23 protein-coding genes and 2 pseudogenes are annotated in these 23,550 nt (G+C 72.5%); 16 read left to right on the top strand and 9 right to left on the bottom strand.

Translation table 11 applies throughout. The features are described from left to right. Positions 1–6 precede the first annotated feature (6 nt). Both KO353_RS07210 and thpR read left to right on the top strand, forming a co-directional pair. A complete protein-coding gene (locus tag KO353_RS07210) occupies positions 7–597 on the top strand; it encodes an arylesterase (RefSeq protein ID WP_235692058.1) in 591 nt (196 codons plus the stop codon). A gap of 24 nt (positions 598–621) precedes the next feature. Next, a complete protein-coding gene (thpR, locus tag KO353_RS07205; protein WP_218287021.1) occupies positions 622–1,161 on the top strand; it encodes an RNA 2',3'-cyclic phosphodiesterase in 540 nt (179 codons plus the stop codon). A gap of 9 nt (positions 1,162–1,170) precedes the next feature. Here thpR and KO353_RS07200 read toward each other — a convergent pair. From KO353_RS07200 to KO353_RS07185, 5 genes and pseudogenes are all read right to left on the bottom strand, one after another. Next, positions 1,171–1,746, bottom strand: a pseudogene (locus KO353_RS07200) (IS5 family transposase); the annotation flags it as partial. A gap of 12 nt (positions 1,747–1,758) precedes the next feature. Beyond that, entirely contained in the window at positions 1,759–1,920 is a 162-nt protein-coding gene (locus tag KO353_RS16375) for a transposase (protein ID WP_235692057.1), read from the bottom strand. A gap of 238 nt (positions 1,921–2,158) precedes the next feature. Further along, positions 2,159–2,572: a peptide-methionine (R)-S-oxide reductase MsrB gene (gene msrB, locus KO353_RS07195; RefSeq protein WP_218287020.1), complete on the bottom strand. Its 414-nt coding sequence runs from the start codon at positions 2,570–2,572 to the stop codon at positions 2,159–2,161. A gap of 134 nt (positions 2,573–2,706) precedes the next feature. Continuing rightward, positions 2,707–4,200 (bottom strand): D-glycero-beta-D-manno-heptose-7-phosphate kinase, encoded by a 1,494-nt coding sequence (rfaE1, locus tag KO353_RS07190; RefSeq protein WP_218287019.1) that lies wholly within the window; start codon positions 4,198–4,200, stop codon positions 2,707–2,709. 33 nt (positions 4,201–4,233) lie between these two features. Then, positions 4,234–4,977, bottom strand: coding sequence for a metallophosphoesterase family protein (locus KO353_RS07185; protein WP_235692056.1), 744 nt, complete (start codon positions 4,975–4,977; stop codon positions 4,234–4,236). A gap of 109 nt (positions 4,978–5,086) precedes the next feature. Here KO353_RS07185 and KO353_RS07180 point away from each other — a divergent pair, with 109 nt between their 5' ends. The 7 genes and pseudogenes from KO353_RS07180 to KO353_RS17135 form a co-directional block, all read left to right on the top strand. Further along, a complete protein-coding gene (locus KO353_RS07180) occupies positions 5,087–5,851 on the top strand; it encodes an ABC transporter ATP-binding protein (RefSeq protein WP_218287018.1) in 765 nt (254 codons plus the stop codon). A gap of 70 nt (positions 5,852–5,921) precedes the next feature. Further along, positions 5,922–6,224: a hypothetical protein gene (locus KO353_RS07175; protein ID WP_218287017.1), complete on the top strand. Its 303-nt coding sequence runs from the start codon at positions 5,922–5,924 to the stop codon at positions 6,222–6,224. Further along, positions 6,221–7,021 (top strand): ABC transporter permease, encoded by an 801-nt coding sequence (locus tag KO353_RS07170; RefSeq protein ID WP_218287016.1) that lies wholly within the window; start codon positions 6,221–6,223, stop codon positions 7,019–7,021. The genes KO353_RS07175 and KO353_RS07170 overlap by 4 nt, the downstream gene beginning before the upstream one ends. Before the next feature lie 89 nt (positions 7,022–7,110). Further along, positions 7,111–7,815 (top strand): lipid-binding SYLF domain-containing protein, encoded by a 705-nt coding sequence (locus KO353_RS07165; RefSeq protein ID WP_218287015.1) that lies wholly within the window; start codon positions 7,111–7,113, stop codon positions 7,813–7,815. Next, positions 7,790–8,305, top strand: a complete 516-nt coding sequence (locus tag KO353_RS07160; RefSeq protein ID WP_218287014.1) for a YcgN family cysteine cluster protein — start codon at positions 7,790–7,792, stop codon at positions 8,303–8,305. Before KO353_RS07165 ends, KO353_RS07160 begins: the two co-directional genes overlap by 26 nt. Before the next feature lie 50 nt (positions 8,306–8,355). After that, complete coding sequence (locus KO353_RS07155) at positions 8,356–9,306, top strand: dihydrodipicolinate synthase family protein (protein ID WP_218287013.1); 951 nt, start codon at positions 8,356–8,358, stop codon at positions 9,304–9,306. Between the two features lie 82 nt (positions 9,307–9,388). Beyond that, a pseudogene (locus KO353_RS17135) lies at positions 9,389–10,180 on the top strand (Coenzyme F420 hydrogenase/dehydrogenase, beta subunit C-terminal domain); the annotation flags it as partial. Between the two features lie 305 nt (positions 10,181–10,485). On the opposite strand, the gene KO353_RS17130 reads toward KO353_RS17135, so the two are convergent. Next, positions 10,486–11,415: a DMT family transporter gene (locus tag KO353_RS17130; protein WP_456236928.1), complete on the bottom strand. Its 930-nt coding sequence runs from the start codon at positions 11,413–11,415 to the stop codon at positions 10,486–10,488. Positions 11,416–11,517: 102 nt separating this feature from the next. On the opposite strand from KO353_RS17130, the gene KO353_RS07145 reads away from it, so the two are divergent. Beyond that, positions 11,518–12,252, top strand: a complete 735-nt coding sequence (locus KO353_RS07145; protein WP_218287012.1) for a M48 family metallopeptidase — start codon at positions 11,518–11,520, stop codon at positions 12,250–12,252. Between the two features lie 147 nt (positions 12,253–12,399). Here KO353_RS07145 and KO353_RS07140 read toward each other — a convergent pair whose 3' ends face one another. The 3 genes from KO353_RS07140 to KO353_RS07130 all read right to left on the bottom strand — a co-directional run bounded on the left by KO353_RS07140 (position 12,400) and on the right by KO353_RS07130 (position 14,394). Beyond that, the gene (locus tag KO353_RS07140) at positions 12,400–12,918 is read right to left on the bottom strand and encodes a hypothetical protein (protein WP_218287011.1); all 519 of its coding nucleotides are present in this window, start codon (positions 12,916–12,918) and stop codon (positions 12,400–12,402) included. A 26-nt stretch (positions 12,919–12,944) separates the two neighbouring features. Next, positions 12,945–13,511 (bottom strand): bactofilin family protein, encoded by a 567-nt coding sequence (locus KO353_RS07135; RefSeq protein ID WP_235692054.1) that lies wholly within the window; start codon positions 13,509–13,511, stop codon positions 12,945–12,947. 199 nt (positions 13,512–13,710) lie between these two features. After that, the gene (locus KO353_RS07130) at positions 13,711–14,394 is read right to left on the bottom strand and encodes an EI24 domain-containing protein (protein WP_218287010.1); all 684 of its coding nucleotides are present in this window, start codon (positions 14,392–14,394) and stop codon (positions 13,711–13,713) included. Between the two features lie 79 nt (positions 14,395–14,473). Here KO353_RS07130 and KO353_RS07125 point away from each other — a divergent pair, with 79 nt between their 5' ends. The 6 genes from KO353_RS07125 to KO353_RS07100 all read left to right on the top strand — a co-directional run bounded on the left by KO353_RS07125 (position 14,474) and on the right by KO353_RS07100 (position 23,549). Continuing rightward, on the top strand, positions 14,474–15,490 hold the full coding sequence (locus KO353_RS07125; protein WP_218287009.1) for an adenosine kinase: 1,017 nt from the start codon (positions 14,474–14,476) through the stop codon (positions 15,488–15,490). A gap of 204 nt (positions 15,491–15,694) precedes the next feature. Further along, a complete protein-coding gene (gene typA, locus KO353_RS07120; RefSeq protein ID WP_218287008.1) occupies positions 15,695–17,533 on the top strand; it encodes a translational GTPase TypA in 1,839 nt (612 codons plus the stop codon). Positions 17,534–17,573: 40 nt separating this feature from the next. Beyond that, on the top strand, positions 17,574–18,170 hold the full coding sequence (locus tag KO353_RS07115) for a cation transporter (RefSeq protein WP_218287007.1): 597 nt from the start codon (positions 17,574–17,576) through the stop codon (positions 18,168–18,170). Positions 18,171–18,329: 159 nt separating this feature from the next. Then, the gene (locus KO353_RS07110) at positions 18,330–20,006 is read left to right on the top strand and encodes a diguanylate cyclase domain-containing protein (RefSeq protein ID WP_218287006.1); all 1,677 of its coding nucleotides are present in this window, start codon (positions 18,330–18,332) and stop codon (positions 20,004–20,006) included. 333 nt (positions 20,007–20,339) lie between these two features. Then, positions 20,340–21,515 carry a M20 aminoacylase family protein gene (locus KO353_RS07105; RefSeq protein WP_218287005.1) on the top strand — a complete coding sequence of 392 codons (1,176 nt, stop codon included), beginning with the start codon at positions 20,340–20,342 and terminating at the stop codon, positions 21,513–21,515. Positions 21,516–21,632: 117 nt separating this feature from the next. Beyond that, positions 21,633–23,549, top strand: a complete 1,917-nt coding sequence (locus KO353_RS07100) for a polysaccharide biosynthesis protein (protein ID WP_235692053.1) — start codon at positions 21,633–21,635, stop codon at positions 23,547–23,549. The last annotated feature ends 1 nt before the right edge of the window (position 23,550 follow it).

The following is a 23,550-nucleotide window of genomic DNA, read 5'->3' as shown; positions in this document are numbered from 1 at the left end:
ACGGCCATGTCAGCACGTGCGCGGGCGCAAGGGGGGCGCGAGATCCGCATCCTCGCCCTCGGCGACAGCCTTACCGCCGGCTACGGCCTGCCGCGTCAGGAGGGGTTCGCCGCCCAGCTGCAGGCAGCGCTGCGGGCGAAGGGAATCGCCGCGACCGTGATCGATGCCGGGGTGTCGGGCGACACCACCGCCGGGGGGCGGGCTCGGCTCGACTGGGCGCTGGCCGACCGGCCGGATGCGGCGATCGTCGCGCTCGGCGGCAACGATCTCCTGCGCGCCATCCCCCCTGAGGCGACCTACGCCAATCTCGACGCCATCCTGCGGCGGCTTGCCGAGCGCAACATCCCGGTGCTGCTCGCCGGCATGCTCGCGCCACGCAATCTCGGACAGGACTACGTCACCGCCTTCGAAGGCGCCTATCAGCGCCTCGCCCGCGAGCACGACGTCGTGTTCTACCCATTCTTCCTCGATGGTGTCGCGACGGTGCCCGAGCTGAACCAGCCGGACGGGATCCACCCCAATGCCCGCGGTGTCGCAGTGATGGTCGAGCGTATCCTGCCCGCGGTGGAGCGGCTGCTCGCCCGGGTGCGTGCGTGAGGCAAGAGCGGTGAGGAGGCAGCGATGGTCAGGCTGTTCGTCGCGCTCGACCTGCCGTTCGAGGTTCGGGAGAGGCTTCGCCTGCTGACCGGGGCGAAGCTTCCCGGGGCGCGCTGGGTTCCGCCCGAGAACATGCATCTGACGCTTCGCTTCGTCGGCGAGGTCGATCACGGGCGCGCCGACGACATCGACGCGGCCCTCGGCACGATCGCCGCGCGCGGCTTCTCGCTCACCCTCGAGGGGGTGGGCACCTTCCAGAGCGGGCGGAGGGTGCATGCTCTGTGGGCGGGGGTGGAGCGGAACCCAGCGCTCGAGCACCTGCGCGCCAAGGTCGAGAGCGCGCTCGTGCGTGCCGGCTGCGAGCCGGAGCGTCGCAAGTTCACCCCGCATGTGACGCTCGCGCGTCTCGACCAGCCTGACCCCGCGAAGCTCGGCGACTGGCTTCACGGCAACGCCCTGTTCCGCCTCGGCCCGGTTCCGGTCGAGCACTTCACGCTGTTCTCGTCGCGGCTCGGGCGGGAGGGGCCGCACTACACGGCAGAGGCGGCGTACGCCCTGCGCTAGGCTCAGGACTCATTGGCCGAGCCGGAAGGTGACGATTGCGGCGAGGGCGATGGCGCCGAAGAAGATGGTGGCGCATCGGTCGTAGCGGGTGGCGATGCGTCGCCAGTCCTTGAGGCGGCCGAACATGTTCTCGATGCGGTGGCGTTGTCGGTAGAGCGTTGGGTCGTGCGGGATGGGCTGCTTGCGGTTCTTCTTGGTCGGGATGCATGCGGCGATGCCACGCTCGGCGAGCGCGGCGCGGAACGGGTTGCTGTCGTAGCCGCGGTCAGCGATCAGCTCGCGCGCCGGCGGCAGGAGTGGGGCGAGGATGTTGGCGCCCTTCTGGTCGTTCATCTGCCCGGCGGAGAGCATCATGACGACGGGGCGGCCTTGGCTGTCGCAGACGGCGTGGAGCTTAGCGTTCAGCCCGCCCTTGGTTCTGCCGATGCACCGATCAGGCGCCCCCTTTTGAGGAGGCTGGCTGCGGTGCGGTGGGCCTTCAGGTGCGTGCTGTCGATGATTAGGCGGTCGGGCTCGCCGGCCTCGCCGGCGAGGGCGGCGAAGATGCGGCTGAACACTCCAGCGGACGAAGCGGTTGTAGAGGGTCTTGTGCGGGCCTTAGCCCGGCGGGGCGTCGCGCCAGCGCAGGCCGCCCCGGATGACGAAGATGATGCCGCTGAGGACGCGCCGGTCGTCCACGCGCGGGATGCCGTGCGAGAGCGGGACGTGCGGCCGGATGCGCCGCATCTGCGCCGGGGTGAGCAGGAACGGGACGGACATCAGGGCACCTCCGCCCCCTTCAAAATCACGCCCGCCCGCGTCCCCGCAAGCAGATGAATGGGTCGTGAGCCTGGCTGCCCTCGCGTCCGGCCCGGTCCCTGCCGGGTCGGGTTGCCGTGTTTGGCAGGCCCGGAAGCCTATCATTGGCAGGACGCCAAAGCCGCCCCGGAGCGGTCGCGCCTCGGGCCGCCTCGCCGGAACGTTCGGGCCTGTCGCCGCGCTGGCGCCCGGCTGAGCGTCACTCCTCCTTCGGCCGGAACACGAGCGCGACTCCGTTCATGCAGTAGCGCTCTCCGGTCGGCGGCGGGCCGTCTGGGAAGACATGCCCGAGATGGCCGCCGCAGGTCGCGCAGTGCACCTCCGTCCGCACCATGAAGAAGCTGCGGTCGATCCGCGTGCCGACGGCGCCCGGAAGGGCGCGGAAGAACGAGGGCCACCCGGTGCCGCTTTCGTATTTCGCCTCCGACGAGAAGAGCGGCGCGCCGCAGCCGGCGCAAACATAGATGCCGTCGCGCTTCTCGTGGTTCAGCGGCGAGGTGCCCGCCCGCTCGGTGCCGTGGCCGCGCAGCACGCGGTACTGCTCGGGCGTGAGGACGGCACGCCACTCTGCCTCCGATTTCTGGACGGGAAAGCTCTCCGTCTTCGTGCTCATGCTCGCTCCCTGGTCGTGCGACCGGACAGAGGTTCCGTCGATCCCCGCATCGCGCAAGCCCCGGCTTTGGGTGGACCGCCGCGCCGTTTCTCATCGGGGGCGACGAGCCAGCGAGGTGGAGACCCGCGCCCGCCTCAGCCCCGAAGCCGCGCGATCGTCGCGGTGGTGCTGTTGCCGGGCAGGAGCTCGGCGAGCACTACGCGCCCGCCCCAGCCGCGCACGAGCTCGGCGCCGACCACTTGGTCGAGCCGGTAGTCGGCTCCCTTCACGAGCACGTCCGGCCTGAGCGCAGCGATCAGCGCCTCCGGCGTGTCCTCCTCGAACACGGTGACGAGATCGACATCGGCGAGCGAGGCGAGCACGGCCGCGCGCGCGGCCTCCGTCTGCACCGGGCGGGTGGGGCCCTTCAGACGCCGCACCGAGGCATCGGAGTTCAGGCCGACGACGAGCCGGTCGCACTCCGCCCGCGCCTGCGCCAACAGATGCACATGGCCAGGGTGCAGGAGGTCGAAGCAGCCATTGGTGAAGCCGATTCGCCAGCCGCGTCGTCGCCACCGCTCCACCTGCTCGGCCGCCTCCTCGCGCGTGACGACCTTCCTGAGGCTGCCCGAGGCGGGGGAGAGGACGGCGCGGATCTCGCTCTCGCGCGCCACCGCGGTGCCGACCTTGCCGACAACGATTCCGGCGGCGATGTTGGCGAGCCGGGCGGCAACGGGCAGGGCAAGACCAGCCGCGAGTCCCGCGGCGAGTGTCGCCACCACCGTGTCGCCCGCGCCGGAGACGTCGAACACCTCGCGCGCCTCGGCGGCGAGGTGGAGCGTCGCCCCGCCGCGGCGGACAAGCGTCATCCCGTCCTCGGAACGGGTGCAGAGCACCGCGCCGAAGCCGTGTGCGGCGAGCATCGCCTCGGCCGCCGCGACCACCTCCTCGGGCGTCGCCGTCGGCATGCCTGAGGCCTCGGCGAGCTCGCGCCGGTTCGGGGTCAGCACATCGGCGCCGGCATAGCGGGCCCAGTCCTGGCCCTTGGGGTCGACCACGGTGATCCGGCCGGCGGAGCGGGCGGCGCGGAGGATCGCCTGCGCCGCGGAGCCGGCGAGGACGCCCTTATGATAGTCGGACAGCACCACGGCGCGGCAGGCGGCCATCGCGTCGGTGGCGATCCGAACGAGGCGTTCGGAGAGCTTCGGGTGGATCGGCTCCGTGGTCTCGCGGTCGGCGCGCAGAAGCTGCTGGCCGGCGGCGAGGTAGCGCGTCTTGACCGTGGTCGGCCGCCCCCCCTGGACGAGCATCCAGGGCTCGACCTTGGGCTGGCCGCCGATGAGGGCAGTGAGGTCGGAGCCGGCGACATCGTCGCCCACCACCGTCACGAAGGCGGCAGAGGCGCCGAGAGCGGTGATGTTGCGCACCACGTTCGCCGCCCCGCCCGGCATGGCGAGCTCGCGCTCGACCGAAAGCACGGGGATCGGCGCCTCGGGGCTGACCCGGGTGACCGAGCCGTAGACGTAGCGGTCGAGCATCGCATCGCCGACGACGAGGACGGAGGCGCGCGGCAGGGCGGCGAGCCCGTTGGCGAGGTCGGCGCGGTCCGGGTCGAGGGCGCGGTCGTCGTCCGGGAGATGGTCGGGCATGAGCGGATGGCCTAGCCGAAACCCGCGCCCGCGTCACGCCTGCAGCAGCCTGAGCCGACCGGCCCAGAGCACCGCGCAGGTGAGCTTGCCGCCAAAGACGGCGCCCGTGTCGAGGCCGATCCGGTTCCGGCGCAGCACGACCTCTCGCCCCGGCGTATGCCCGTGCACCACCACGGCGCCATGGTCCGCCGTCGAGGAGAGGAAGGGCTCGCGGATCCAGATCAGATCCTCGGGGTCCTGCCGGGCGAGCGGTACCCCGGGCCGCACCCCGGCATGGGCGAAGACGTAGCCGCCGAACCGCACCGAGCGGGCGAGGCCGCGCAGCCAGGCGAGATGGGCGGGCGGGATCGCCTCCGCCCAGCGCTCCTGCGGCGCCTCCGGGTCCACCCCCCAGGAGGCGAGCGCTGCGCCGCCGCCGTTCATCTGCCACAGCGCCCCCGCCCTCAGATCGCCCGGATCATCGAGGGCGGCGAGCATCAGCGCCTCGTGGTTGCCGGCGAGGTGGACGGTCTCAGCGGCGAAGGGGGGAGGGCCCAGGAGGCGTTCGATCACGCCGCGGCTGTCGGGGCCGCGATCGACATAGTCGCCGAGATAGACGATCACCTTGCGCCTCTCGGGCGCCTTCGCCGCGTCTTCGGCCATCAGGCCGTGCAGCACATCGAGCCTCGCCGCGCAGCCATGGATGTCGCCCACGGCATAGATCCGCAGGCCCTCGGGCAGGCTCGCCGGGGCGTCGAGGCCCGGCTCGGGAGCGGGGTCGTCGGGGCGATCGGGCACAGGGAGTGGCGTTGCGCTGCGGTTCGAGCGAGGGTAGTTGCGCACGCGCCCGGGGGGGAAGCCCTAGGGCGGAACGGCTGCGCCGCGTCCGGGCCCTGACGAGGAGTCCATGCGAGACTGGGTTCGCCGCCCCGCGATCATCGCGGAAGGGCTCGTGAAGCGCTACGGCACCGTCACGGCGGTGGATCAGGTGAGCTTCGAGGCCGCCCCCGGGACGGTGCTCGGCCTCCTTGGCGGCAACGGCGCGGGCAAGACCACCACCATCGCCATGCTGCTCGGCCTCTTGATCCCGGATTCGGGGCGGATCACCGTGCTCGGCCACGACATGGCGACCGACCGGTTCGCCGCGCTCGCGCGGATGAACTTCTCCTCGCCTTACGTGTCGCTGCCGCATCGGCTCTCGGTGCGGGAGAACCTCACGGTCTATGGCCATCTCTACGGCGTGCGCGGGCTGTCGCGGCGGATCGCCCGGCTCGCCGAGGAGCTCGAGCTCGGCCCCTTCCTCGACCGCCCGGCCGGGCAGCTCTCGGCGGGGCAGAAGACCCGCGCCGCTCTTGCCAAGGCGCTGATCAACACGCCCGAGGTGCTGCTCCTCGACGAGCCGACCGCGAGCCTCGACCCCGACACGGCAGACCGCGTGCGCGGTTGGCTCGAGCGCTACCGCGACGAGACCGGCGCGACGGTGGTGCTTGCCTCGCACAACATGGCGGAGGTGGAACGGCTTTGTTCCGATGTGGTGATGCTGAAGCACGGCCGGGTGGTGGATCGCGGCGCGCCCGCGGCGCTGATCGGGCGCTACGGGCGACAGGACCTCGAGCAGGTGTTCCTCGACATCGCCCGTGGCACGGGCGTGGCCGCGGGGGGCGGATCGTGAGCGGGGCGATGGGCGAAGCGGAGCGCCGCCACATCGCCCGTGGCACGGGCGTGGCCGCGGGGGGCGGATCGTGAGCGGGGCGATGGGCGAAGCGGAGCGCCGCCACATCGCCCGTGGCACGGGCGTGGCGGCCGGGGGGCGGATCGTGAGCGGGGCGATGGGCGAAGCGGAGCGCCGCCACATCGCCCGTGGCACGGGCGTGGCGGCCGGGGGGCGGATCGTGAGCGGGGCGATGGGCGAAGCGGAGCGCCGCCACATCGCCCGTGGCACGGGCGTGGCGGCCGGGGGGCGGATCGTGAGCGGGGCGATGGGCGAAGCGGAGCGCCGCCACATCGCCCGTGGCACGGGCGTGGCCGCGGGGGGCGGGGCATGAGCGGATCGGCGGCGCGGCGCGTCTGGGGGCTGATCTACCGCCACCTCGCCCTCTACCGGCGTTCCTGGCCGAGACTGATCGAGCTCGCCTACTGGCCGGTGCTGCAGATGTGCATCTGGGGCTTCGTGTCGGAGTTCATGGTGCGCGCCTCCGGCTGGGCGGCGGCCGCCTCGGGCGTGCTGATCGGCGCGGTGCTGTTGTGGGAGGTGTGCCTCAGAAGCCAGATGGGCTTTGCGATCTCCTTCCTCGAGGAGGTCTGGTCGCGCAACCTCGGCAACCTCTTCGTCACGCCGATCCGGCCGTGGGAGCTCGTGGCCGGGCTCGTATCGATGAGCGTTCTGCGCATGCTCGCCGGCATCCTTCCCGCCATCCTGCTCGCCTGGGCGCTCTACGCCTTCCGGATCACCGACATGGGCTTGGTGCTCGTGGCGTTCTTCGCGCTGCTGATGGCGATGGGCTGGGCGGTGGCGCTTGCCGTCACGGCGATGGTGCTTCGCCACGGCGCCGGCGCCGAGGCGCTCGCCTGGAGCGTTCTGTTCGGGCTCGCGCCGCTCTCGGCCGTGTTCTACCCCGTCTCTGTGCTCCCCGGTTGGCTGCAGCCCGTGGCGCTCGCCATCCCGGCGACGCATGTGTTCGAGGGCATGCGCGCCGCCCTGCTCGAGGGCCGGTTCGACGCCGGGCACCTCGCGGCCGCCGCAGCGCTCGACGTGCTCTGGCTCGCCGCCGCCGCCTGGGCATTCGCCCGCGTGTTCCGGATCGCCCGTCGCCAGGGCCTGCTCCTGAACGTGGGCGAGTGAGCACGTTCACGAACGCGCGAAGGGATTGACCCGATTCGACGCGATCGCCCATGCCTTCGTCTGACGACCTCTGCACCGAGGGAGACGCCATGACCCGCCCGAGCGCCGCCTCCGGCACCCGCCGCCGGCTTCTCGCCGCCGCCGCGTGCCTCATCGCCGCGCCGCGCGTGGCCCTGGCCGCAGCCGACCAGCAGGCGCTGGTCGATCGCGCCACGCTCACGGTCAACGAGTTCATGCGTGACCGGCACGCGGCCGACATCCGCACCCTCCTGCAGCGCGCCCGCGCGGTGATGGTGTTCCCACGCATTTTCCGCGGCGGGTTCATCCTCGGCGGCGAGGGCGGGTCGGGTGTGCTCGTCGCGCGCGACGGGGCGGGCAACTGGTCCTCCCCCGCCTTCTACAGCATCGGCTCGGGCTCAATCGGGCTGCAGGCCGGGGTTCAGGACAGCCAGATGATGCTGTTCATCATGAACGACCGGGCGCTGAACGCCTTGCTGCAGAGCCAGTTCAAGTTCGGCGCCGACGCCTCGCTCGCGATCGCGACCATCGGCGCCGGCATCGAGGGATCGACCACCGCGGCGCTGAGCGCCGACATCGTTGCGGTGTCGCGGTCGCGCGGCCTGTTCGCCGGGGTGAGCCTCTCGGGAAGCATCCTGTCGCGCCGGAACGAGGACAACGCCGCCTATTTCGGCCGCCCCGTCTCGGCTGAGGACATCGTCCTGCGCATGGAGGTGCACAACCCCGCCGCCGACAATCTCCGTGCCGCGCTTGCCGCCTTCTCGCAGACGAGCTGAACCCGCCCCCGACGCGCCCGGGACGGCGGAGCCGTTCTGGCGGGTCAAATCGCTCGAGGAGCTGAGCCCGCGGGAGTGGGAGAGCCTCTGCGACGGCTGCGGCCGCTGCTGTCTGCACAAGCTGCGTGACCCCGACGACGGAGCGGTCGCCTTCACCGAGGTCGCCTGCCGGCTGCTCGACCTCCGCTCCTGCCGCTGCAGCGACTACGCAAACCGCTTCCGCCGCGTTCCCGATTGCGTTCGCCTCACCCCGAAGGTGGTACGGGAGGCCGACTGGCTTCCCCCCACCTGCGCCTATCGCCTCGTCGCCGAGGGCAAGGACCTCCCCTGGTGGCACCCGCTCGTCTCCGGAAGCCCCGAGACGGTGCACACGGCCGGCATCTCGGTGCGCGGCCGGGCGGTCAGCGAGCGCGACGCGGGCGCGCTCGAGGACCATGTGGTCTCCTGGCCGCGGCGCTGGCCGAGAGGGGCGCGCGAGCCTGCGGGTTGACGCAGAGGCCCGCCTCGCGTCACCTGCCCCTGCGGAGCGGGGAGGAGGAGATGACGACGACGGAACCGATGCTCGAGCGGGCGCTCTACGGCGGGGTGAACGCCGCGGTGCTCACGCCGATGGGGCCTGACCTCGCGCCTGATGTGCCGCTGATGGCGTCGCATTGCCGCTGGCTGCTCGAGAACGGCTGCGACGGCCTCGGAATCCTCGGCACGACAGGCGAGGCGACGAGCTTCTCGGTGGCGGAGCGGATCGCGGTGATGGAGGGGCTGGTCGCGGCCGGCATTCCGGCCGAGAAGCTGATGCCCGGCACCGGCTGCGCCGCGCTCACCGACAGCGTCGAGCTGACGAAGGCGGCGAAGCGCCTCGGCTGCCCGGGCGTTCTGATGCTGCCGCCGTTCTACTACAAGAACCCGAGCGATGATGGCCTGTTCGCCTGGTTCTCCGAGGTGATCAACCGGGTCGGCGGCGGGGTGAAAGTCTATCTCTACCACTTCCCGCAGCAATCGGCCGTGCCGTTCTCGCTCGAGCTGATCGGGCGCCTGCTCGCGGCCTTCCCCGGCGTGATCAAGGGCGTGAAGGACTCCTCCGGCGACTACGGCAACATGAAGGCGATGATCGATGCCTTCGCCGCCCAAGGCTTCGAGGTCTATTCCGGCTCCGACGAATTCCTCTCGCGCATCCTGCATGACGGCGGGGCTGGCTCGATCACCGCCGCCGCCAACGTCAACTGCGCCGCCGCCGCCGCCGTGGTGCGCGCCTTCCGCGCAGGCGACAGGGCCGCGGAGGAGGCGGCGCAGGCGGTTTTGACGGCGACGCGCCGGATCGCGACCTCGGTGCCGCTGATCGCAGGCCTGCGCGAGATCGTGGCGCGGCGGACGGGCAACCCGGCCTGGCGACGTATCCGCCCGCCGAACCTGCCGCTCGCCGCTGAGAAGGTCGGCCCCTTCCTCGCCGCCTTCGACGCGACCGGCATCGGTGGACTCGCGCACGCCGCCTGAGCCGGAAGGGGGCGGGATCCTCGCCCCGAGGCTGCGCGAGGCCGCGCCGCGCGGCCTCTGCACCGATTGCGGCGTCTCCCGGATGGCCGACCACAAGGCCTGCGGCCACGCCTGCCAGTTCATCGCGCCCGACTATCCGGCGATGGAGCGCGCCGTGCACGGCCGCGCGCGCGACCCCCTTCGCCCCGACGAGCTCCACTTCGGCCCGTTCCGGCGGATGCTGCGCGCCCGACTCGCCAAGCCCCTTGCGGAGGCGCAATGGACGGGGATCGCGACGCGGCTCGCCGAGCGCCTGCTCGAGACCGGGGCGGTGGATGCGGTGCTGACCGTCGCGCCGGCGGAGGACGACCGCTGGCGCCCGGTTCCGGTGATCGTGACGCGCGCCGAAGGCATGGCGCGCGTCCGCGGCATGCGCATGGGCTTCGCCCCGCTTCTCGCCCTGCTCGAACCGGCCGCCGCCGCCGGGCACCGGCGCATCGCCCTGATCGGCATTCCCTGCCAGGTGCATGCGCTGCGCGCGCTCGAGCGTCGGCTCGGCTTCGAGCGCATCCTCGTCATCGGCACGCCGTGCTCGGACAACACGACCACGGAACGATTCTGGGACTTCCTCCGCTTGCTCTCCGACCGCCCCGAGACCATCACCTATCTCGAGTTCCGCGCCGACTACCGCGTCGAGCTCCGCTTCGATAACGGAACGAAGCGGGAGATCCCGTTCCTCGAGCTGCCGATCTCGAAACTGCCGCCCGACTTCTTCCCCCTCACCTGCCGAACCTGCGTCGACTACACCAACGTGCTCGCCGACATCACCGTCGGCTACATGGGCGGCGAGGGCGAGCAGTGGCTCATCGTGCGCAACGAGCGCGGCGAGGAGCTCCTTTCGCTGCTTGAGGGCGAGGTGGTGCTCTCCGAACCGCGCAGCGGCGGCAGGCGCGCGGCCCACGTGAAGGGCTTCCTCGCCAACACGCTGCGCGCTGCGGGCGGGCTGCCGCTGCGTCGCATGCCCGGCTGGCTCAGGCCGATCGTCTCGTGGCTGATGCCCCGGATCGGGCCGCGGGGGCTTGAGTTCGCGCGCGCCCGCGTGGAGATGAAGGCGGTCGAGACGGTGGTGCATCTCCGCCGCGAGAAGCCCGCGCGGATGAAGGCGATGGTGCCTTGGCATGTCTGGGCGCTCGTGCGCGCCTACGGGCTCGGGCCGCGCGACGGCGAGGTGGCGAGCGCAAGGCCCGCGAAGATCAGTGCGGCCGCCGGAACGATCAGCGGCCCCGGAACCTCGCCGAACAGCACCCAGCCCCAGCCGAGCCCGGTCAGCACCAGCACGTAGCCGACCTGCGAGGCGAACACGCCGCCGTGGCGGGTGAGAAGCCGGAAATAGATCGCGTAGGCGACGGCCGTCAGCGCCCCTTGCGCCGCGGCGAAGACGTCGTACGGCGGGAAGGGGCGCGCGAGCGCAAGCGGCCCCCAGGGCTCTCCGGGCACGGAGGCGGCGAGCGCAAGCCAGGCTGCCGCGCCGGAGGCGGTGCCGCAGGCGAGCGCGAGCGGGTCGGCCCCGGGCGGGCGGAAGCGCACGGCGAACACGTTCGAGCACGCGTAGCAGGCGGGAACCGCGAGCGAGGCGAAGGCCCAGCCGAGAGCGCCGCCCTCGGGCAGGGCGGCGCCCGGGGAGAGGGCGAGCAGCGTTCCCGCGAGCGCCACCACAACGCCGGCGAAACGACGCAGGGTCGCGCGCTCGAGGCCGAGGGCGGCGGAGAGGGTGAACGTCACGAGCGGTGCCGCGGGGATCACCATCGCGAACAGGCCGGCCGGGACATGGCGCAGCGCGAGGAAGCCGATCAGGTTGGGCACGGCGAAGCCCACAAGGCCGCTGCCAAGGTGGAAGCGGAGGCCGCTTGCGTCGAGCGGCAGCGGTCGGCGACGTACGAGCCCGACCACGAACAGGATCGTTGCGGCGACGAGGGCGGAGCGGAACACGTAGGCGAGCGGGGTCGCGCCAAGGCCGAAGGCGGCCTTGCCGAGCGCCGGCGTCAGCCCCCAGAGCGCACCCAGAGCGGCGAGCAGGGCGAACGCCAGCGCATCGGGCCGGCGTGTCGAGGGCGGGGAGGGCTGGACCACGGCCCGCGGAGACTAGCCCGTCCCTGCCGGCGTCGTCTCGCGCACGCTCCGAGCCCGGCGGTTGAACCGCCACCGGCGCGTTTGGCATGCTGAGGCATGGCCATGGCGCGAGCGCCACATCGAGCCTCTGCCCCGCGCGCCAAAAGGGCGCGGGAAACGCTGTCGCTCGGCCACGGTGTCGCCGAGGTCGAGTGGCGTCGCAGCCCGCGCGCACGCCGCGTCACGCTGCGGATCGACCCTGCCGCCGGCGCGGTCGTCGTCACCCTCCCGCCTCGGGCCGGGCGGGCCCAGGGGCTCGCCCTGCTCAAGGCCCATGCGGCCTGGGTGGCGGACCGTCTCGCCGCGCTGAGCCCGCGCGTTCCGTTCGAGGATGGCGCGAGCGTGCCGCTCTTGGGCCGTGCCCACACCATCCGCCACCGCCCTGGCGCGATCGGCGGCGTCTGGCTCGAGGGGGACGAGATCCACGTCTCGGGCGAGGCGGCCTTCGTATCGCGACGCGTCACCGCGTGGCTGAGGGCAAGGGCGAAGGCCGAGATCGCCCCGCGCGCGGCCGAGTACGCGGCGCGGCTCGCCCGGCGCGTCACCCGCGTCACGATCAAGGACCCGAAAAGCCGCTGGGCCTCCTGCGCGCCGGACGGGACGCTCGCCTTCTCCTGGCGGCTCGTTCTCGCGCCGCCCTGGGTGCTCGATTACGTAGTGGCGCATGAGGTCGCGCACCTTGCAGAGATGAACCATGGCCCGCGCTTCTGGGCGGCGGTCGCGCGGCTCACGCCGCACACGGAGGCGGCGAAGGCCTGGCTCGCGGCGCATGGGCCGCGGCTTCTGCGCTACGGCTGATCGAGGGGCTGCGACGGCGCGCGCCGCGCGCGAAGAGCGGCCTGCGCGGGGGGCGGCGGCAAGGCGCAGCTGATCCTGCTCGTCTCAGGTCCAAGCCGTCGCGCGGCGGCACCGCACGCCCGCTCGTGGGCGCCGGATCCGGCCGGGTCAGGGCTGAAAAGGCGGGCGAAGGCCGGCGCGGGTCCGCGCGAGCGCGCGAAGGCAGGCTTCCTCGACAAGCAGCGTTGTGCCTGCCGGCCGGGCCGTGGCGAGCACCACGCGCGGCTCCTCGCCGGGCGCATCCGACTCGAGAAACACATCAAGCAGGCAGAGGGGGCTCCGGTAGAGCCACGCCTCGCTGCCCTCCTCGACGCGCCTGAGGTCGGGCTCGCCCATCACCGCGATCAGCTGGCCATCCGTCAGCCCAGCGAGGTCGCGGGCAGAGCGGGGCGAGCGGCCCACGAAACGCGACGGGAGGGGGCGGGCCGGCGCGCGACCGGCGGAGGCGGGAACGAAGCCGGCGGTCGATGCACCCTCCGGCCACGCCGCCGCCGCGACCGCTATCCGGGCGGGAGGGGCGACGGCCGCCACCTCCCCGTCCGGCTGCGCGGCCGAGCAGGCAAGAAGCAGTGCCTGCGCGGCGGCGAGCGAGAGCATGGCGAGAGCGGATGGGCGAATCGACGGCACTCCTCCCGCCAAGGCTCCGGAACGCGTCAGGAGCGGGCGAAGACCGGCTCGGCCGGCGGGGCGGCGTGGGGATCCGGCGCGGCGGCAGGAGCCGGGCCGGCCGGAGCCGCCGCCGGGGCAGGGGCGATCATCTCGATCCGGCCGGAGACCTGCGCGCCCTCCTCGACCATCAGCCGCGCGCAGCGGATCGTGCCCGAGAGCCGCCCCGTAGAGCGGACCACGAGCCGGGACCGCGCCGTGATCGCGCCGTCAAAGGCGCCGGAGATGTCAGCCTCCTCGATTTCCGCCTCGCCGCGGAACACGCCCGTCTCGGCAATCGAGAGCTCGAGAGCATGGTTGAGGCTGACCTCAACCGTGCCGTGAACCTCGAGCCGCTCGCAGTCGCTGATCGCCCCCCCAGAAAGCGAGATGCCGCGGCCGACGGTGAGCGCCCGACGTTCCGCCGCCGCACGGGGCGCGGCCGAGGCGGCCGGGGCGGCCTGGCGGATGCCGAGCGTCGGCGTCGGCGCAGGAGCGGGTGCGGGGGGGATACCGGTCGCGGGAAAGCCGGGCTTCGTCGCCATCTGCGGGGTGCTCTCGCTCGTGCGGATCATAGGTCGGGGCTCGGACGCCGCCTGCTGCGGCGCCGATGGGTCGGACGGCTTGCGGGTCTTGGGGAAGAGGGACAGGGCGGTGATCCTTCGTCGTCCGGGGCGGTTTCTCGGGGGCCTGCCGGGCCGGCGTAGAGGCCGGCGCGGCAGGCGCGGGATCATACACCCGTCCTCTGCCGCTGCAACGGAGGCCCGCGCCCCTTCACGGCGCCGCCCGAGCCGGGCGGGGGGCAGGGCCGAGGCGGATCGCGAGATAGGTGAAGGCCGCCGCGCCGAGCACGGGCACGAGCAGGTTGGCGACCGGAACGAGAGCGAGCAGGGCTGCCGGAAGGCCGGCGAGGAAGAGGGTGAGCCGGTGCCGGCGCCGCCACGCGCGGACGGCGGCGAGGTCCATCCGGCGAAGCGCCGCAAGCTCGGCATAGTCGCGCGCGTAGGCATAGGCCGCGACCGCAAGCCAAACGGCCCAGCCGAAGCCTGGCAGAAGGAGAGCGACCGGCAGGGCGAGCAGGGTGAGAGCGAGCAGGCGCCCGCCGAGCCGGAGCCCCGCCACGAGCTGCTCGCCGAGCCCGCTCACCCGCGCCGGCGGCAGGCCCGGATAGTGCCGCGCCTCGACCGCCGCCGCGACGTCTTCGAGCAAAAGCCCCGCGACCAGAAGCGTGGCCGGGCCGAACAGCAGAACCGCGACCGCCACCGACGCGATCGCCCCGAGCGCGTCGACGACACGCTCGAGCCAGCCCCCTCCCGATGCCGCCGAGGCGACGAGCCAGCTGCCGCCCACGATCAGGGCGAGGAACAGGGCCGTCGCGGCGCCGAGGCCGAGGAGCAGCGGCCGGCGCAGGCGCGGATCGGACAACTGGGCGAGAGCGAGCAGCCAGGCGCTGATCATCAGCGGCATCATGGCGCAGCGCCGCGTGGCGCGCTAAGAGCCCCGCGAGGGCCTCGGGGCAGAGGAGCGGCAGGAGAGCATGGCGGACAGATCGTCTCGATACGGTGTCTTGGGCATCGGCAACGCGATCGTCGACGTGGTGGCGCGCTGCGACGATGCCTTCCTCGCCGAGCAGGGGATCACCAAGGGGGCGATGACGCTGATCGACGCCGCCCGCGCGGAGGCGCTCTATGACGCCATGGGCCCCGCCGTCGAGGTGTCCGGCGGGTCGGCGGCCAACACGCTCGCCGCCTATGCGAGCCTCGTCGGGCGTGCGGGCCCTCCAGGCGCCTTCATCGGCAAGGTGCGGAACGACCAGCTCGGCGCGGTGTTCGCCCATGATATCCGCGCCGCCGGCATCGCCTTCCGAACGCCTGCGGCCGAGTGCGGGCCGCCGACGGCGCGCTGCCTCATCCTCGTCACGCCCGACGCGCAGCGGAGCATGAACACCTATCTCGGCGCCTGCGTGAACCTCGACGAGGATGACATCGACGAGACCCTCGTCGCCTCCTCCTCCGTCACCTACCTCGAGGGCTACCTGTTCGATCCGCCGGCCGCGCAGGCCGCCTTCCGCAAGGCCGCCCAGGTGGCGCACGCGCACGGGCGCGAGGTTGCGCTCACGCTGTCTGATCCGTTCTGCGTTGCCCGCCACCGCGAGGCCTTCCGTGCCCTCGTGCGCGAGGAGGTCGACATCCTGTTCGCCAACGAGGCCGAGATTCTCTCCCTCTACCAGGTGGACCGGTTCGAGGACGCGCTCGCCGCCGCCCGCGCCGAGACGAGGATCGCCTGCCTCACGCGGAGCGAACGCGGCTCGGTCGTGGTCTGCGGCGATGCGGTGCACGTGATCGAGGCAGAGCCCGCGGAGGTGGTGGACACCACCGGGGCGGGAGATGCCTATGCAGCCGGTTTCCTCGCCGGGCATGTGCGCGGCTGGGAGCTCGGCCGGTGCGGCCGGCTCGGGGCGCTCGCCGCGGCAGAGGTGATCAGCCATGTCGGCGCGCGGCCGATGCGCTCGCTCGCCGCCCTTGCCGAGGAGCGGTTCGGCGCCGACGCCTGAGGGAGCCACCCTGCCGCGGCCGCGACACCGCCGCGCCGGGCGCACGCCCGAGGCGAACCTGCCCCGCCCGCGTTTTCCCTCGCATCCGTCCGCCCGGACCCCTATCTCTGCCGCCGGAAGAAGCCGAACGGTTGGACCTGACGACCCTTGGGCACGCGCGCGGCTGCCCAGGAGCCACGGTTCGCCGCCATTCAGGAAGGCCCGATGCAGAGCTCCGAGATCCGCAACGTCGCCATCATCGCCCATGTCGACCATGGCAAGACCACGCTCGTGGACCAGCTCCTGCGGCAGTCGGGCGCGTTCCGGGCGAACCAGGCGGTGGCCGAACGCGCGCTTGACCGAAATGATCTCGAGCGCGAGCGCGGCATCACCATCCTCGCCAAGTGCACCTCGGTGCTGTGGCGCGGCCACCGGATCAACATCGTCGACACGCCTGGCCATGCCGATTTCGGCGGCGAGGTGGAGCGAATCCTGAACATGGTCGATGGCGCGATCGTGCTCGTCGATGCGGCGGAAGGCCCGCTGCCGCAGACGAAGTTCGTCGTCGGCAAGGCGCTCGCGCGCGGGCTTCGCCCGATCGTCGTCATCAACAAGGTGGACCGGCAGGACGCCCGCCCCGACGAGGTGCACACCGAGGTGTTCGACCTGTTCGCCGCCCTCGGAGCGGACGATGCCCAGCTCGACTTCCCGATGCTCTACGCCTCCGGCCGCCAGGGCTGGGCCGACCGGGAGCTCTCGGGGCCGCGGCGTGACCTCTCCGCCCTGTTCGAGCTGATCCTCTCCCACGTCCCGCCGCCGCGGCTCGACGCAGAGGCCAGCTTCGCGATGGTGGCGACCATCCTCGACTACGACCCGTTCCTGGGCCGCGTGCTGACCGGCAGGATCGAGCAGGGGCGGGCGCGCCTCAACATGCCGCTCAAGGTCTTGCGGCCCGACGGCACGGCGGTGGAGACCGGGCGGCTTGCGCGGCTGATGAGCTTCCGCGGCCTCGAGCGCGTTCCGGTCGAGGAGGCGGCGGCCGGCGACATCATCGCCGTCGCCGGGCTCGCCGAGGCGACGGTTCCGGACACGATCTGCGCGCCCGAGCTTGCCCTGCCGCTTCCCGCGATCCCGGTCGACCCGCCCACCCTCGCGATGACGTTCCGGATCAATGACGGCCCGCTTGCCGGGCGCGAGGGCAGGAAGGTGACCTCGCGCCAGATCCGCGAGCGGCTGTTCCGCGAGGCGGAGGGGAACATCGCCATCAAGGTGCGCGAGAGCGAGGAGTCGGAGGCCTTCGAGGTGTCGGGGCGCGGCGAGCTGCAGCTCGGCGTGCTGATCGAGACGATGCGCCGCGAGGGGTTCGAGCTCACGATCGGCCGTCCGCGCGTGATCCTCCGACGCGACGAGGCGACGGGAGAGCGCCTCGAGCCGATGGAGGAGGTGCTGATCGACGTCGATGACGCCTACGTAGGCGTGGTGGTTGAGAAGATGTCGGCGCGCAAGGGAGAGCTTCGCGACATGCGCCCCTCGGGCGGCGGCAAGACCCGGCTTGTCTTCCTGATCCCGAGCCGCGGCCTGATCGGCTACCACGGCGAGTTCCTCACCGACACGCGCGGCAGCGGCGTCATGAACCGCCTGTTCGCTGGCTACGGCCCGTGGAAGGGGCCGATCGAGGGGCGGCGCAACGGCACGCTGATCAGCAACGCCGACGGCGAGGCGGTGCACTACGCCCTCTTCTACCTGCAGGAGCGCGGGGCGCTGTTCATCGGCCCGGGCGAGAAGGTCTATGTCGGGATGATCATCGGGGAGAACGCCCGCGCCGGAGACCTCGAGGTGAACCCGCTGCGCGAGAAGAAGCTCACCAACATCCGCGCCGCCGGCAAGGACGACGCGATGCTGCTCACCCCGCCGCGGCGGATGAGCCTCGAGCAGGCGATCGCCTATATCGAGGACGACGAGCTTGTCGAGGTGACCCCAGGCGCGATCCGGCTGCGTAAGCGCTTCCTCGACCCGCACCAGCGACGGAAGATGGAGCGCCGGTCCGAGGAGGCGGCGGCCTGAGCCGCGCGGGCCCTGGCCGCGAGCCGAACGCGCAGCGCGCGTGTCGGACGCTCTCGCCGATCCGTCGCTCCGCGCGGCGGTGCGGCGCGTCGTCGCGCTCAACCTCGGGTATTTCCTGGTCAAGGTGTCGGTCGCCGCCGTGATCGGCTCGGTGGCGCTGTTCGCCGACAGCATCGACGTCCTCGAGGACGCCTCCGTCAACCTGCTGATCCTGCTCGCGCTGGGCTGGAGCGCCGTGTGGCGGGCGCGGGTTGGACTCGCGCTCGCGGCCATCCTGCTCGTGCCGGCCATCGCCACGCTCTGGACCGCCTGGGGCAAGCTGCTCGAACCGGTCGCTCCTGCCCCGGTTCTGCTCACCCTCGCAGGCCTTGGCGCGCTCGCCGTGAACCTCGCCTGCGCGCTGATGCTCCCCCGCCACCGCACGGAAGGCGGCAGCCTGACGCGGGCTGCCTTCCTCTCCGCCCGGAACGATGCGGCAGCGAATCTCGGCATGGTTCTCGCCGGGCTGGTCACGGCCTTCATCTGGCGTTCGGCCTGGCCGGACGTGATCGTGGGGCTTGCGATCGCGGCCTTGAACGCGGATGCGGCGCGCGAGGTGTGGCAGGCGGCGCGTTACGAGGCACGCGCCTCGCCCTGAGGCCCTGTCGCGCGCCGCCCCGGCGTCGGCCCGCGGCGGAGTGGGCCGACGCTTCCGCGTTGTGCCGATCTGCGCCGTTGGGGAGTTGTTCATCCTCCTGCGCGATCTGTTCGGTGCCGGGAGTCGCGATCCGACGCGGCCGGCGGAACCGAGGCGTGCATGGCGCAGAGTTTCTTCCGCAGCGGTTTGGGACGGCTCGTCGTGGCGCTGATGCTGCTCGCCCTTGCCCCGGCGCTGGTCGTGCTCGCCCAGCTCGGCAGCGGCGCCCGAAGCCTCGCCGTCGAGTATGCGGCCCGGCAGCAGCAGCAGGCCGCCGAGGCGGCCGTGCGGCTGTTCGAGGAGATGCTCGACTCGGTCGCACGGACGCTGGAGAATGCCGCGCGGAGCGCCGGGGACTGGGCCGTCGGGGCGGAGTGCGTGGCGCGCGCCGCCAAGGTGGCGGCCACCCAGCCCTTCATCCAGCGCGTTCTTGTTGTTGCGGGCGACGGGCGCGTTCTCTGCACCAGCGTCGGCATCCCCGCGACGCCGGTCAGCCTCGGCGACCGGCCCTATCTGCGGCGTGCTCTCGCCTCGCCCGGCCTCGTCGTCGGCACGCCCGTGGTGGGGCGGCTGACCGGCGAGGTGGTGCTTCCGGTCGCCCACGCCGTTCCTGCAGGGCCGCCGTCCGAGGATGGGGCGAGGCTGCCGAACACTCCGGCGGTCCTGGTCGCTCCGCTCGATCTCGGCTGGTTCGCGCGTCTCGTCCACGCCATGAGCGACGAGTCGGGGGGCGAAAGCTTCGCTCTGATCGTGAGTGACAATGCCCAGGTGCTCGCCGCCCACCCGCGCATCGCCGACCTTCCGCCGGCGGATCGCCCCGCCGCCCACCCGTTCATCGAGGCGATCCTTGCGGCACCCGCCGGCTGGGCCGCTGTTGCCGATTTCGCGGGGCGCGATCGCATCGTCGGCTTCGCCCATACGCGCTCAACGGGGCTTGCGATCGCGGTCGCGACCGACCGCGCGAGCATCGTCGGGCCGATCACGCGCGAGCTCCTGATCGCGCTCGGGCTGATCGCCGCCGCCGCGGCGGCCGGGGTCGGAGCGGCGCTCTGGGTCGCGCAGGCGCGCATCGGCAGGCCGCTCCTGGCGCTCGCGGAGGCGGCCAAAGCGCTGCGCGACGGCGAGGTTCCGCCGCCCCTGGCCGACCGGCCGGCGGTTCGCGAGATCGCGCTCCTGGCCCAGGCCTTCACCGGCATGGCGGCGGAGATCACCCGGCGGCAGACGGCGCTCGAGGCGGCGAAACACGAGCTCGAGGCGGCGAACCGCCATCTCTCCGAACTCGCGGAACGTGACCCGCTGACCGGGCTTGCCAATCGCCGCGCCTTCGACCGTGCGCTCGAGGCGTCGTGGAAGCGCGCGCAGCGCCAGGCCCTGCCCCTCGGCCTCCTGATCATCGACATCGACCATTTCAAGCAGTTCAACGACCGCTACGGCCATCTCGAGGGGGATGCCTGCCTGATCCGCGTCGCGCGGCAGCTCGCGTCGATCGCGCTGCGCCCGCACGACGTGGTCGCCCGTCTCGGCGGCGAGGAGTTCGCGGTCCTGTTGCCCGACACCGACCTTCCGGGAGCGGTCGCGCTCGGCGAGCGGATACGCGCGCGTCTGCACGCGCTGATGCTTTTGCATGAAGGGTCGCCGCACGGGATCGTGACGGCGAGCATCGGCGCCGCCTCGATTGTGCCGCTCGATGTCTCCGAACCGCGTGTTCTGCTCGCTGCGGCGGATCGTGCCGTCTATGCCGCCAAGGCGTCGGGGCGTGACCGTGTGGCGGCCGAAGGGCTGGCCGAGGCGGCGTGAGGGAGGGCCTCGACGCGGCCTCGGGCCGGATTTGGGGCGCGGTCCGCCGGCGCGATCCGATCAGGGCCGGACCGGAGGGTGGGGCGGCTCACCTCAGCACCGCGGGCTGGAAAAGCCCGGCGCGCCTCGATGCGAGAGGTGACCCGCCGAAGCATGCCTCACTGGCGGAGATTGGGCAGGGCGGCCTTGTCGATCGGGTGGACGCCTCGACCGGGACGGCATCCGTCGGCTGAACTCACGCCGTAGCAGGTCTTTCGCTCTCTCGGCCCCCCCACCCTTCCCCCCGCCTGCTGCGCGTGCTTCCCTCCCCCGACCAGCCACCCAGGACACCCCATGCCGATCAACAACCGGATCGCCGCCTTCGCCGAGGCGATGACCGCGTGGCGTCGCGACCTGCACGCCCACCCGGAGCTCGGCTTCGAGGAGCACCGCACCGCCGCCATCGTCGCCGAAAAGCTCGCCTCCTGGGGCATCACGGTGCACACCGGGCTCGCCAAGACCGGCGTCGTCGGCACGCTCAAGGTGGGCAGCTCGAGCCGCGCCGTCGCAATCCGCGCCGACATGGACGCGTTGCCGATGCGGGAGGCGAACGACATGCCGCACCGCAGCCGGTTCGAGGGGAAGATGCACGCCTGCGGGCATGACGGGCACACCGCCATGCTGCTCGGCGCCGCCCGCTACCTCGCCGAGACCAGGAACTTCGATGGCACGGTGCACTTTATCTTCCAGCCGGCAGAGGAGGGCGGAGGCGGGGGGCGCGTTATGGTCGAGGAGGGTCTGTTCGAGCTCTTCCCGGCCGATGCCGTCTACGGCGCGCACAACGACCCCACGCTTCCGGTCGGCGAGATGTATGTCGTTGCCGGGCCGAACAGCGCGGCCTCGGATCGTTTCGTGCTCCACATCGACGGTCGCGGCGGCCATGCCGCGCGCCCGCATATGACGATCGACCCGATCACGATCGGCGCCCAGATCGTGCTCGCCTGGCAGACGCTCGTCTCGCGGCGCGTCGACCCGGCCGATTCTGCGGTTCTCTCGATCACCCAGTTCCATGCCGGAACGGCCGGCAACGTGATCCCAGAGACGGCGTTCCTCAACGGCACGGTGCGCACGCTCAAGCCCGGGACGCGTGACATGCTCGAGGCACAGATGGCCGCGATCGCCCGCGCCACCGCCGAAAGCCAAGGCGCCGTGGCGCGATTCGAGTACACGCGCGGCTACCCGATCGTGTTCAACCACCCGGAGGTGACAGAGCGCGCCGCCGCCGCCGCGGCGAAACTGCTCGGCCCGTCGCGCGTGCACCGCGAGAAGCCCCTGACCATGGGCGGGGAGGACTTCGCCTACATGGCCGAGAAGGTGCCGGGCTGTTTCGTCCGCTTCGGCCAGAGGGGGCCGGACGGAACGGGCGGCGTGCCGGTGCACAACCCGAACTACGATTTCAACGATGCGATCCTGCCGATCGGGGCAAGCTTCTGGGCCACACTCGTAGAGCAGGAGCTCGCCCGAAGCTGAGCGGGTGGCGGGGGTTTGATCCGGCGCGGGCTTTTGCCTAGGGTGCAGCCCCGCGCGCCCAGGGGCTGATCGCCGGCCGAGTCGCGCCGCCGAGAGAGCGCCGTTCGAGGCCGCCCCGTGATCCTCGCCCTGCTTCCGCCCTCGCTCCGACGCCTGCCGAGGCTTCCGGCCATCCTCGCCGTCGATGCGATGGCCGCCGCCGCCGCTGCTTCCCTCGCCGCGCTCGCAGGAGCCGCCTGGGGCGGGCTCGCGCCTGGTGCCGCCGCCCTGCTCGTGCTCGCCGCCGCCGCCGCGACGGTGCTGATCCATCTCGTATTCGGCGTGCCGCGCGATTCCTGGCGTCACGGCGGCACGGCAGAGATGGCGCGCGCCGCCGCCGCCTCGGCGCTCGCCGCTCTGGCCGCCAGCCTCGCCACGGCACTCCTGTGGCCCGGCCCCGTCGCGCCCTGGGCACTCGCCTTTCTCGTGGTTCTGTTGCCCGCGACCGCCCTCGCCGCTCGCGGCCTGTATCGGCTCGCGATCCTCGGCGGCGTGCGGCGCGACCCCGACGCGCGTCCGGTCCTGCTCGCCGGCGCCGGCGACCAGGCGGAGCTCTTCCTGCGGGCGCTCGCGCGCGGCAGCGCGGTGCGGTTCCGTGTCGTCGGCGTCGTCACCGTCGATCGCTCGATGGTCGGCCAGAGGCTGCATGGCGTGCGGGTGCTTGGCACGCTCGACGAGGCCGCTTCCGTGCTCGACCGCCTCGCCGGCACGCGCGATTCGCCGACGGCGATCGCGCTCGCCGCACGCTCCGCCTCGGGTCTCGCGCTTGCCCGCTTGCGCGAGGTGGCGGAGGCGCGGGGGCTTGCGCTTCTCGAGGTGCCGCGCCCGGCCGATCTTCGCCCCTATGCGCCGCTGCGGCGGCCCGACGATACCCCGTCCGACCCGCAGGAGCTGCTCGACCGGCCCGAACGCCCGATCGACCGGGCGTTGATCGCGGCGGTGGCGCGCGGCAAGCGGGTGCTGGTGACCGGCGCCGGCGGCTCGATCGGCTCCGAGCTCGTGCGCCAGATCGCCGAAGCCCAGCCGGCGCGGCTCACGCTCGTCGACAACGGCGAGTACGCCCTTTACGCGATCGACATGGAGATCGGGGTGGCGCACCCGGGGCTCGCGCGCGAGGCGGTGATCCTCGACATCCGCGACCGCGAGCGCATCGCCGCCCTGTTCGCCGCTGTGCGCCCCGAGCTCGTGTTCCACGCCGCGGCGCTGAAGCACGTGCCGCTTGTGGAGGCGAACCCGCTCGAGGGGATCCTCACCAACGCCTACGGCACGCGGAACGTCGCCGACGCGGCGGTCGCTGTTGGCGCCGAGGCGGTGGTGCTGATCTCAACCGACAAGGCGGTGAACCCAACCTCGGTGATGGGTGCGACCAAGCGTCTTGCCGAGATGTACTGCCAGGGGCTCGATCTTCGCGCCGCGGGGGCGGCGCGGCCGACGCGGTTCGTGACGGTTCGGTTTGGAAACGTTCTCGGGTCGACCGGCTCGGTCGTGCCGCTGTTCCAGGCGCAGCTCGCGCGCGGCGGGCCGCTCACCGTCACCCACCCCGACATGATGCGCTACTTCATGACGACGCGCGAGGCGGTCGGCCTCGTCCTGATCGCCATGGCGACGGTGCTGCAAGGTGGGGCGGCAGCCGCGGCGGTGGAGCGGGGCGCGATCTTCGTGCTCGACATGGGCAAGCCCGTGCGGATCCTCGATCTCGCGCGGAAGATGATCCGGCTTGCCGGGCTGAGGCCGGAGGTGGACGTCAAGATCGTCTTCACCGGTCTGCGGCCGGGCGAGAAGCTCTACGAGGAACTGTTCCACGGCCGCGAGGAGCTGGTGCCGCTCGGCGTGCCCGGGCTTCTGGTCGCGCGGCCGCGTGTGGTCGATCTCGCGATCGTCGCCCGCGCGATCGACGAGGCGGCGGCAGAGGCGCGGGCGGGGCGGGAGAAGGCGGCGCTTGCGATCCTCTCCGTGATGGTTCCCGAATTCTCCGCCCCCGCCGCTGCGGAGTGAG

The organism is Elioraea tepida (genome assembly GCF_019203965.1).
Lineage (GTDB): Bacteria > Pseudomonadota > Alphaproteobacteria > Acetobacterales > Acetobacteraceae > Elioraea_A > Elioraea_A tepida.
This window is presented reverse-complemented; position numbering and strand designations above follow the sequence as displayed.

Coding starts and splice junctions, on each gene's coding strand:
- KO353_RS07210 (WP_235692058.1), top strand. CDS start 7: ATGTCAGCACGTGCGCGGGCGCAAGGGGGGCGCGAGATCCGCATCCTC.
- thpR (WP_218287021.1), top strand. CDS start 622: ATGGTCAGGCTGTTCGTCGCGCTCGACCTGCCGTTCGAGGTTCGGGAG.
- KO353_RS16375 (WP_235692057.1), bottom strand. CDS start 1,920: ATGTCCGTCCCGTTCCTGCTCACCCCGGCGCAGATGCGGCGCATCCGG.
- msrB (WP_218287020.1), bottom strand. CDS start 2,572: ATGAGCACGAAGACGGAGAGCTTTCCCGTCCAGAAATCGGAGGCAGAG.
- rfaE1 (WP_218287019.1), bottom strand. CDS start 4,200: ATGCCCGACCATCTCCCGGACGACGACCGCGCCCTCGACCCGGACCGC.
- KO353_RS07180 (WP_218287018.1), top strand. CDS start 5,087: ATGCGAGACTGGGTTCGCCGCCCCGCGATCATCGCGGAAGGGCTCGTG.
- KO353_RS07170 (WP_218287016.1), top strand. CDS start 6,221: ATGAGCGGATCGGCGGCGCGGCGCGTCTGGGGGCTGATCTACCGCCAC.
- KO353_RS07165 (WP_218287015.1), top strand. CDS start 7,111: ATGACCCGCCCGAGCGCCGCCTCCGGCACCCGCCGCCGGCTTCTCGCC.
- KO353_RS07155 (WP_218287013.1), top strand. CDS start 8,356: ATGACGACGACGGAACCGATGCTCGAGCGGGCGCTCTACGGCGGGGTG.
- KO353_RS07145 (WP_218287012.1), top strand. CDS start 11,518: ATGGCGCGAGCGCCACATCGAGCCTCTGCCCCGCGCGCCAAAAGGGCG.
- KO353_RS07135 (WP_235692054.1), bottom strand. CDS start 13,511: ATGATCCGCACGAGCGAGAGCACCCCGCAGATGGCGACGAAGCCCGGC.
- KO353_RS07130 (WP_218287010.1), bottom strand. CDS start 14,394: ATGATCAGCGCCTGGCTGCTCGCTCTCGCCCAGTTGTCCGATCCGCGC.
- KO353_RS07125 (WP_218287009.1), top strand. CDS start 14,474: ATGGCGGACAGATCGTCTCGATACGGTGTCTTGGGCATCGGCAACGCG.
- typA (WP_218287008.1), top strand. CDS start 15,695: ATGCAGAGCTCCGAGATCCGCAACGTCGCCATCATCGCCCATGTCGAC.
- KO353_RS07110 (WP_218287006.1), top strand. CDS start 18,330: ATGGCGCAGAGTTTCTTCCGCAGCGGTTTGGGACGGCTCGTCGTGGCG.
- KO353_RS07105 (WP_218287005.1), top strand. CDS start 20,340: ATGCCGATCAACAACCGGATCGCCGCCTTCGCCGAGGCGATGACCGCG.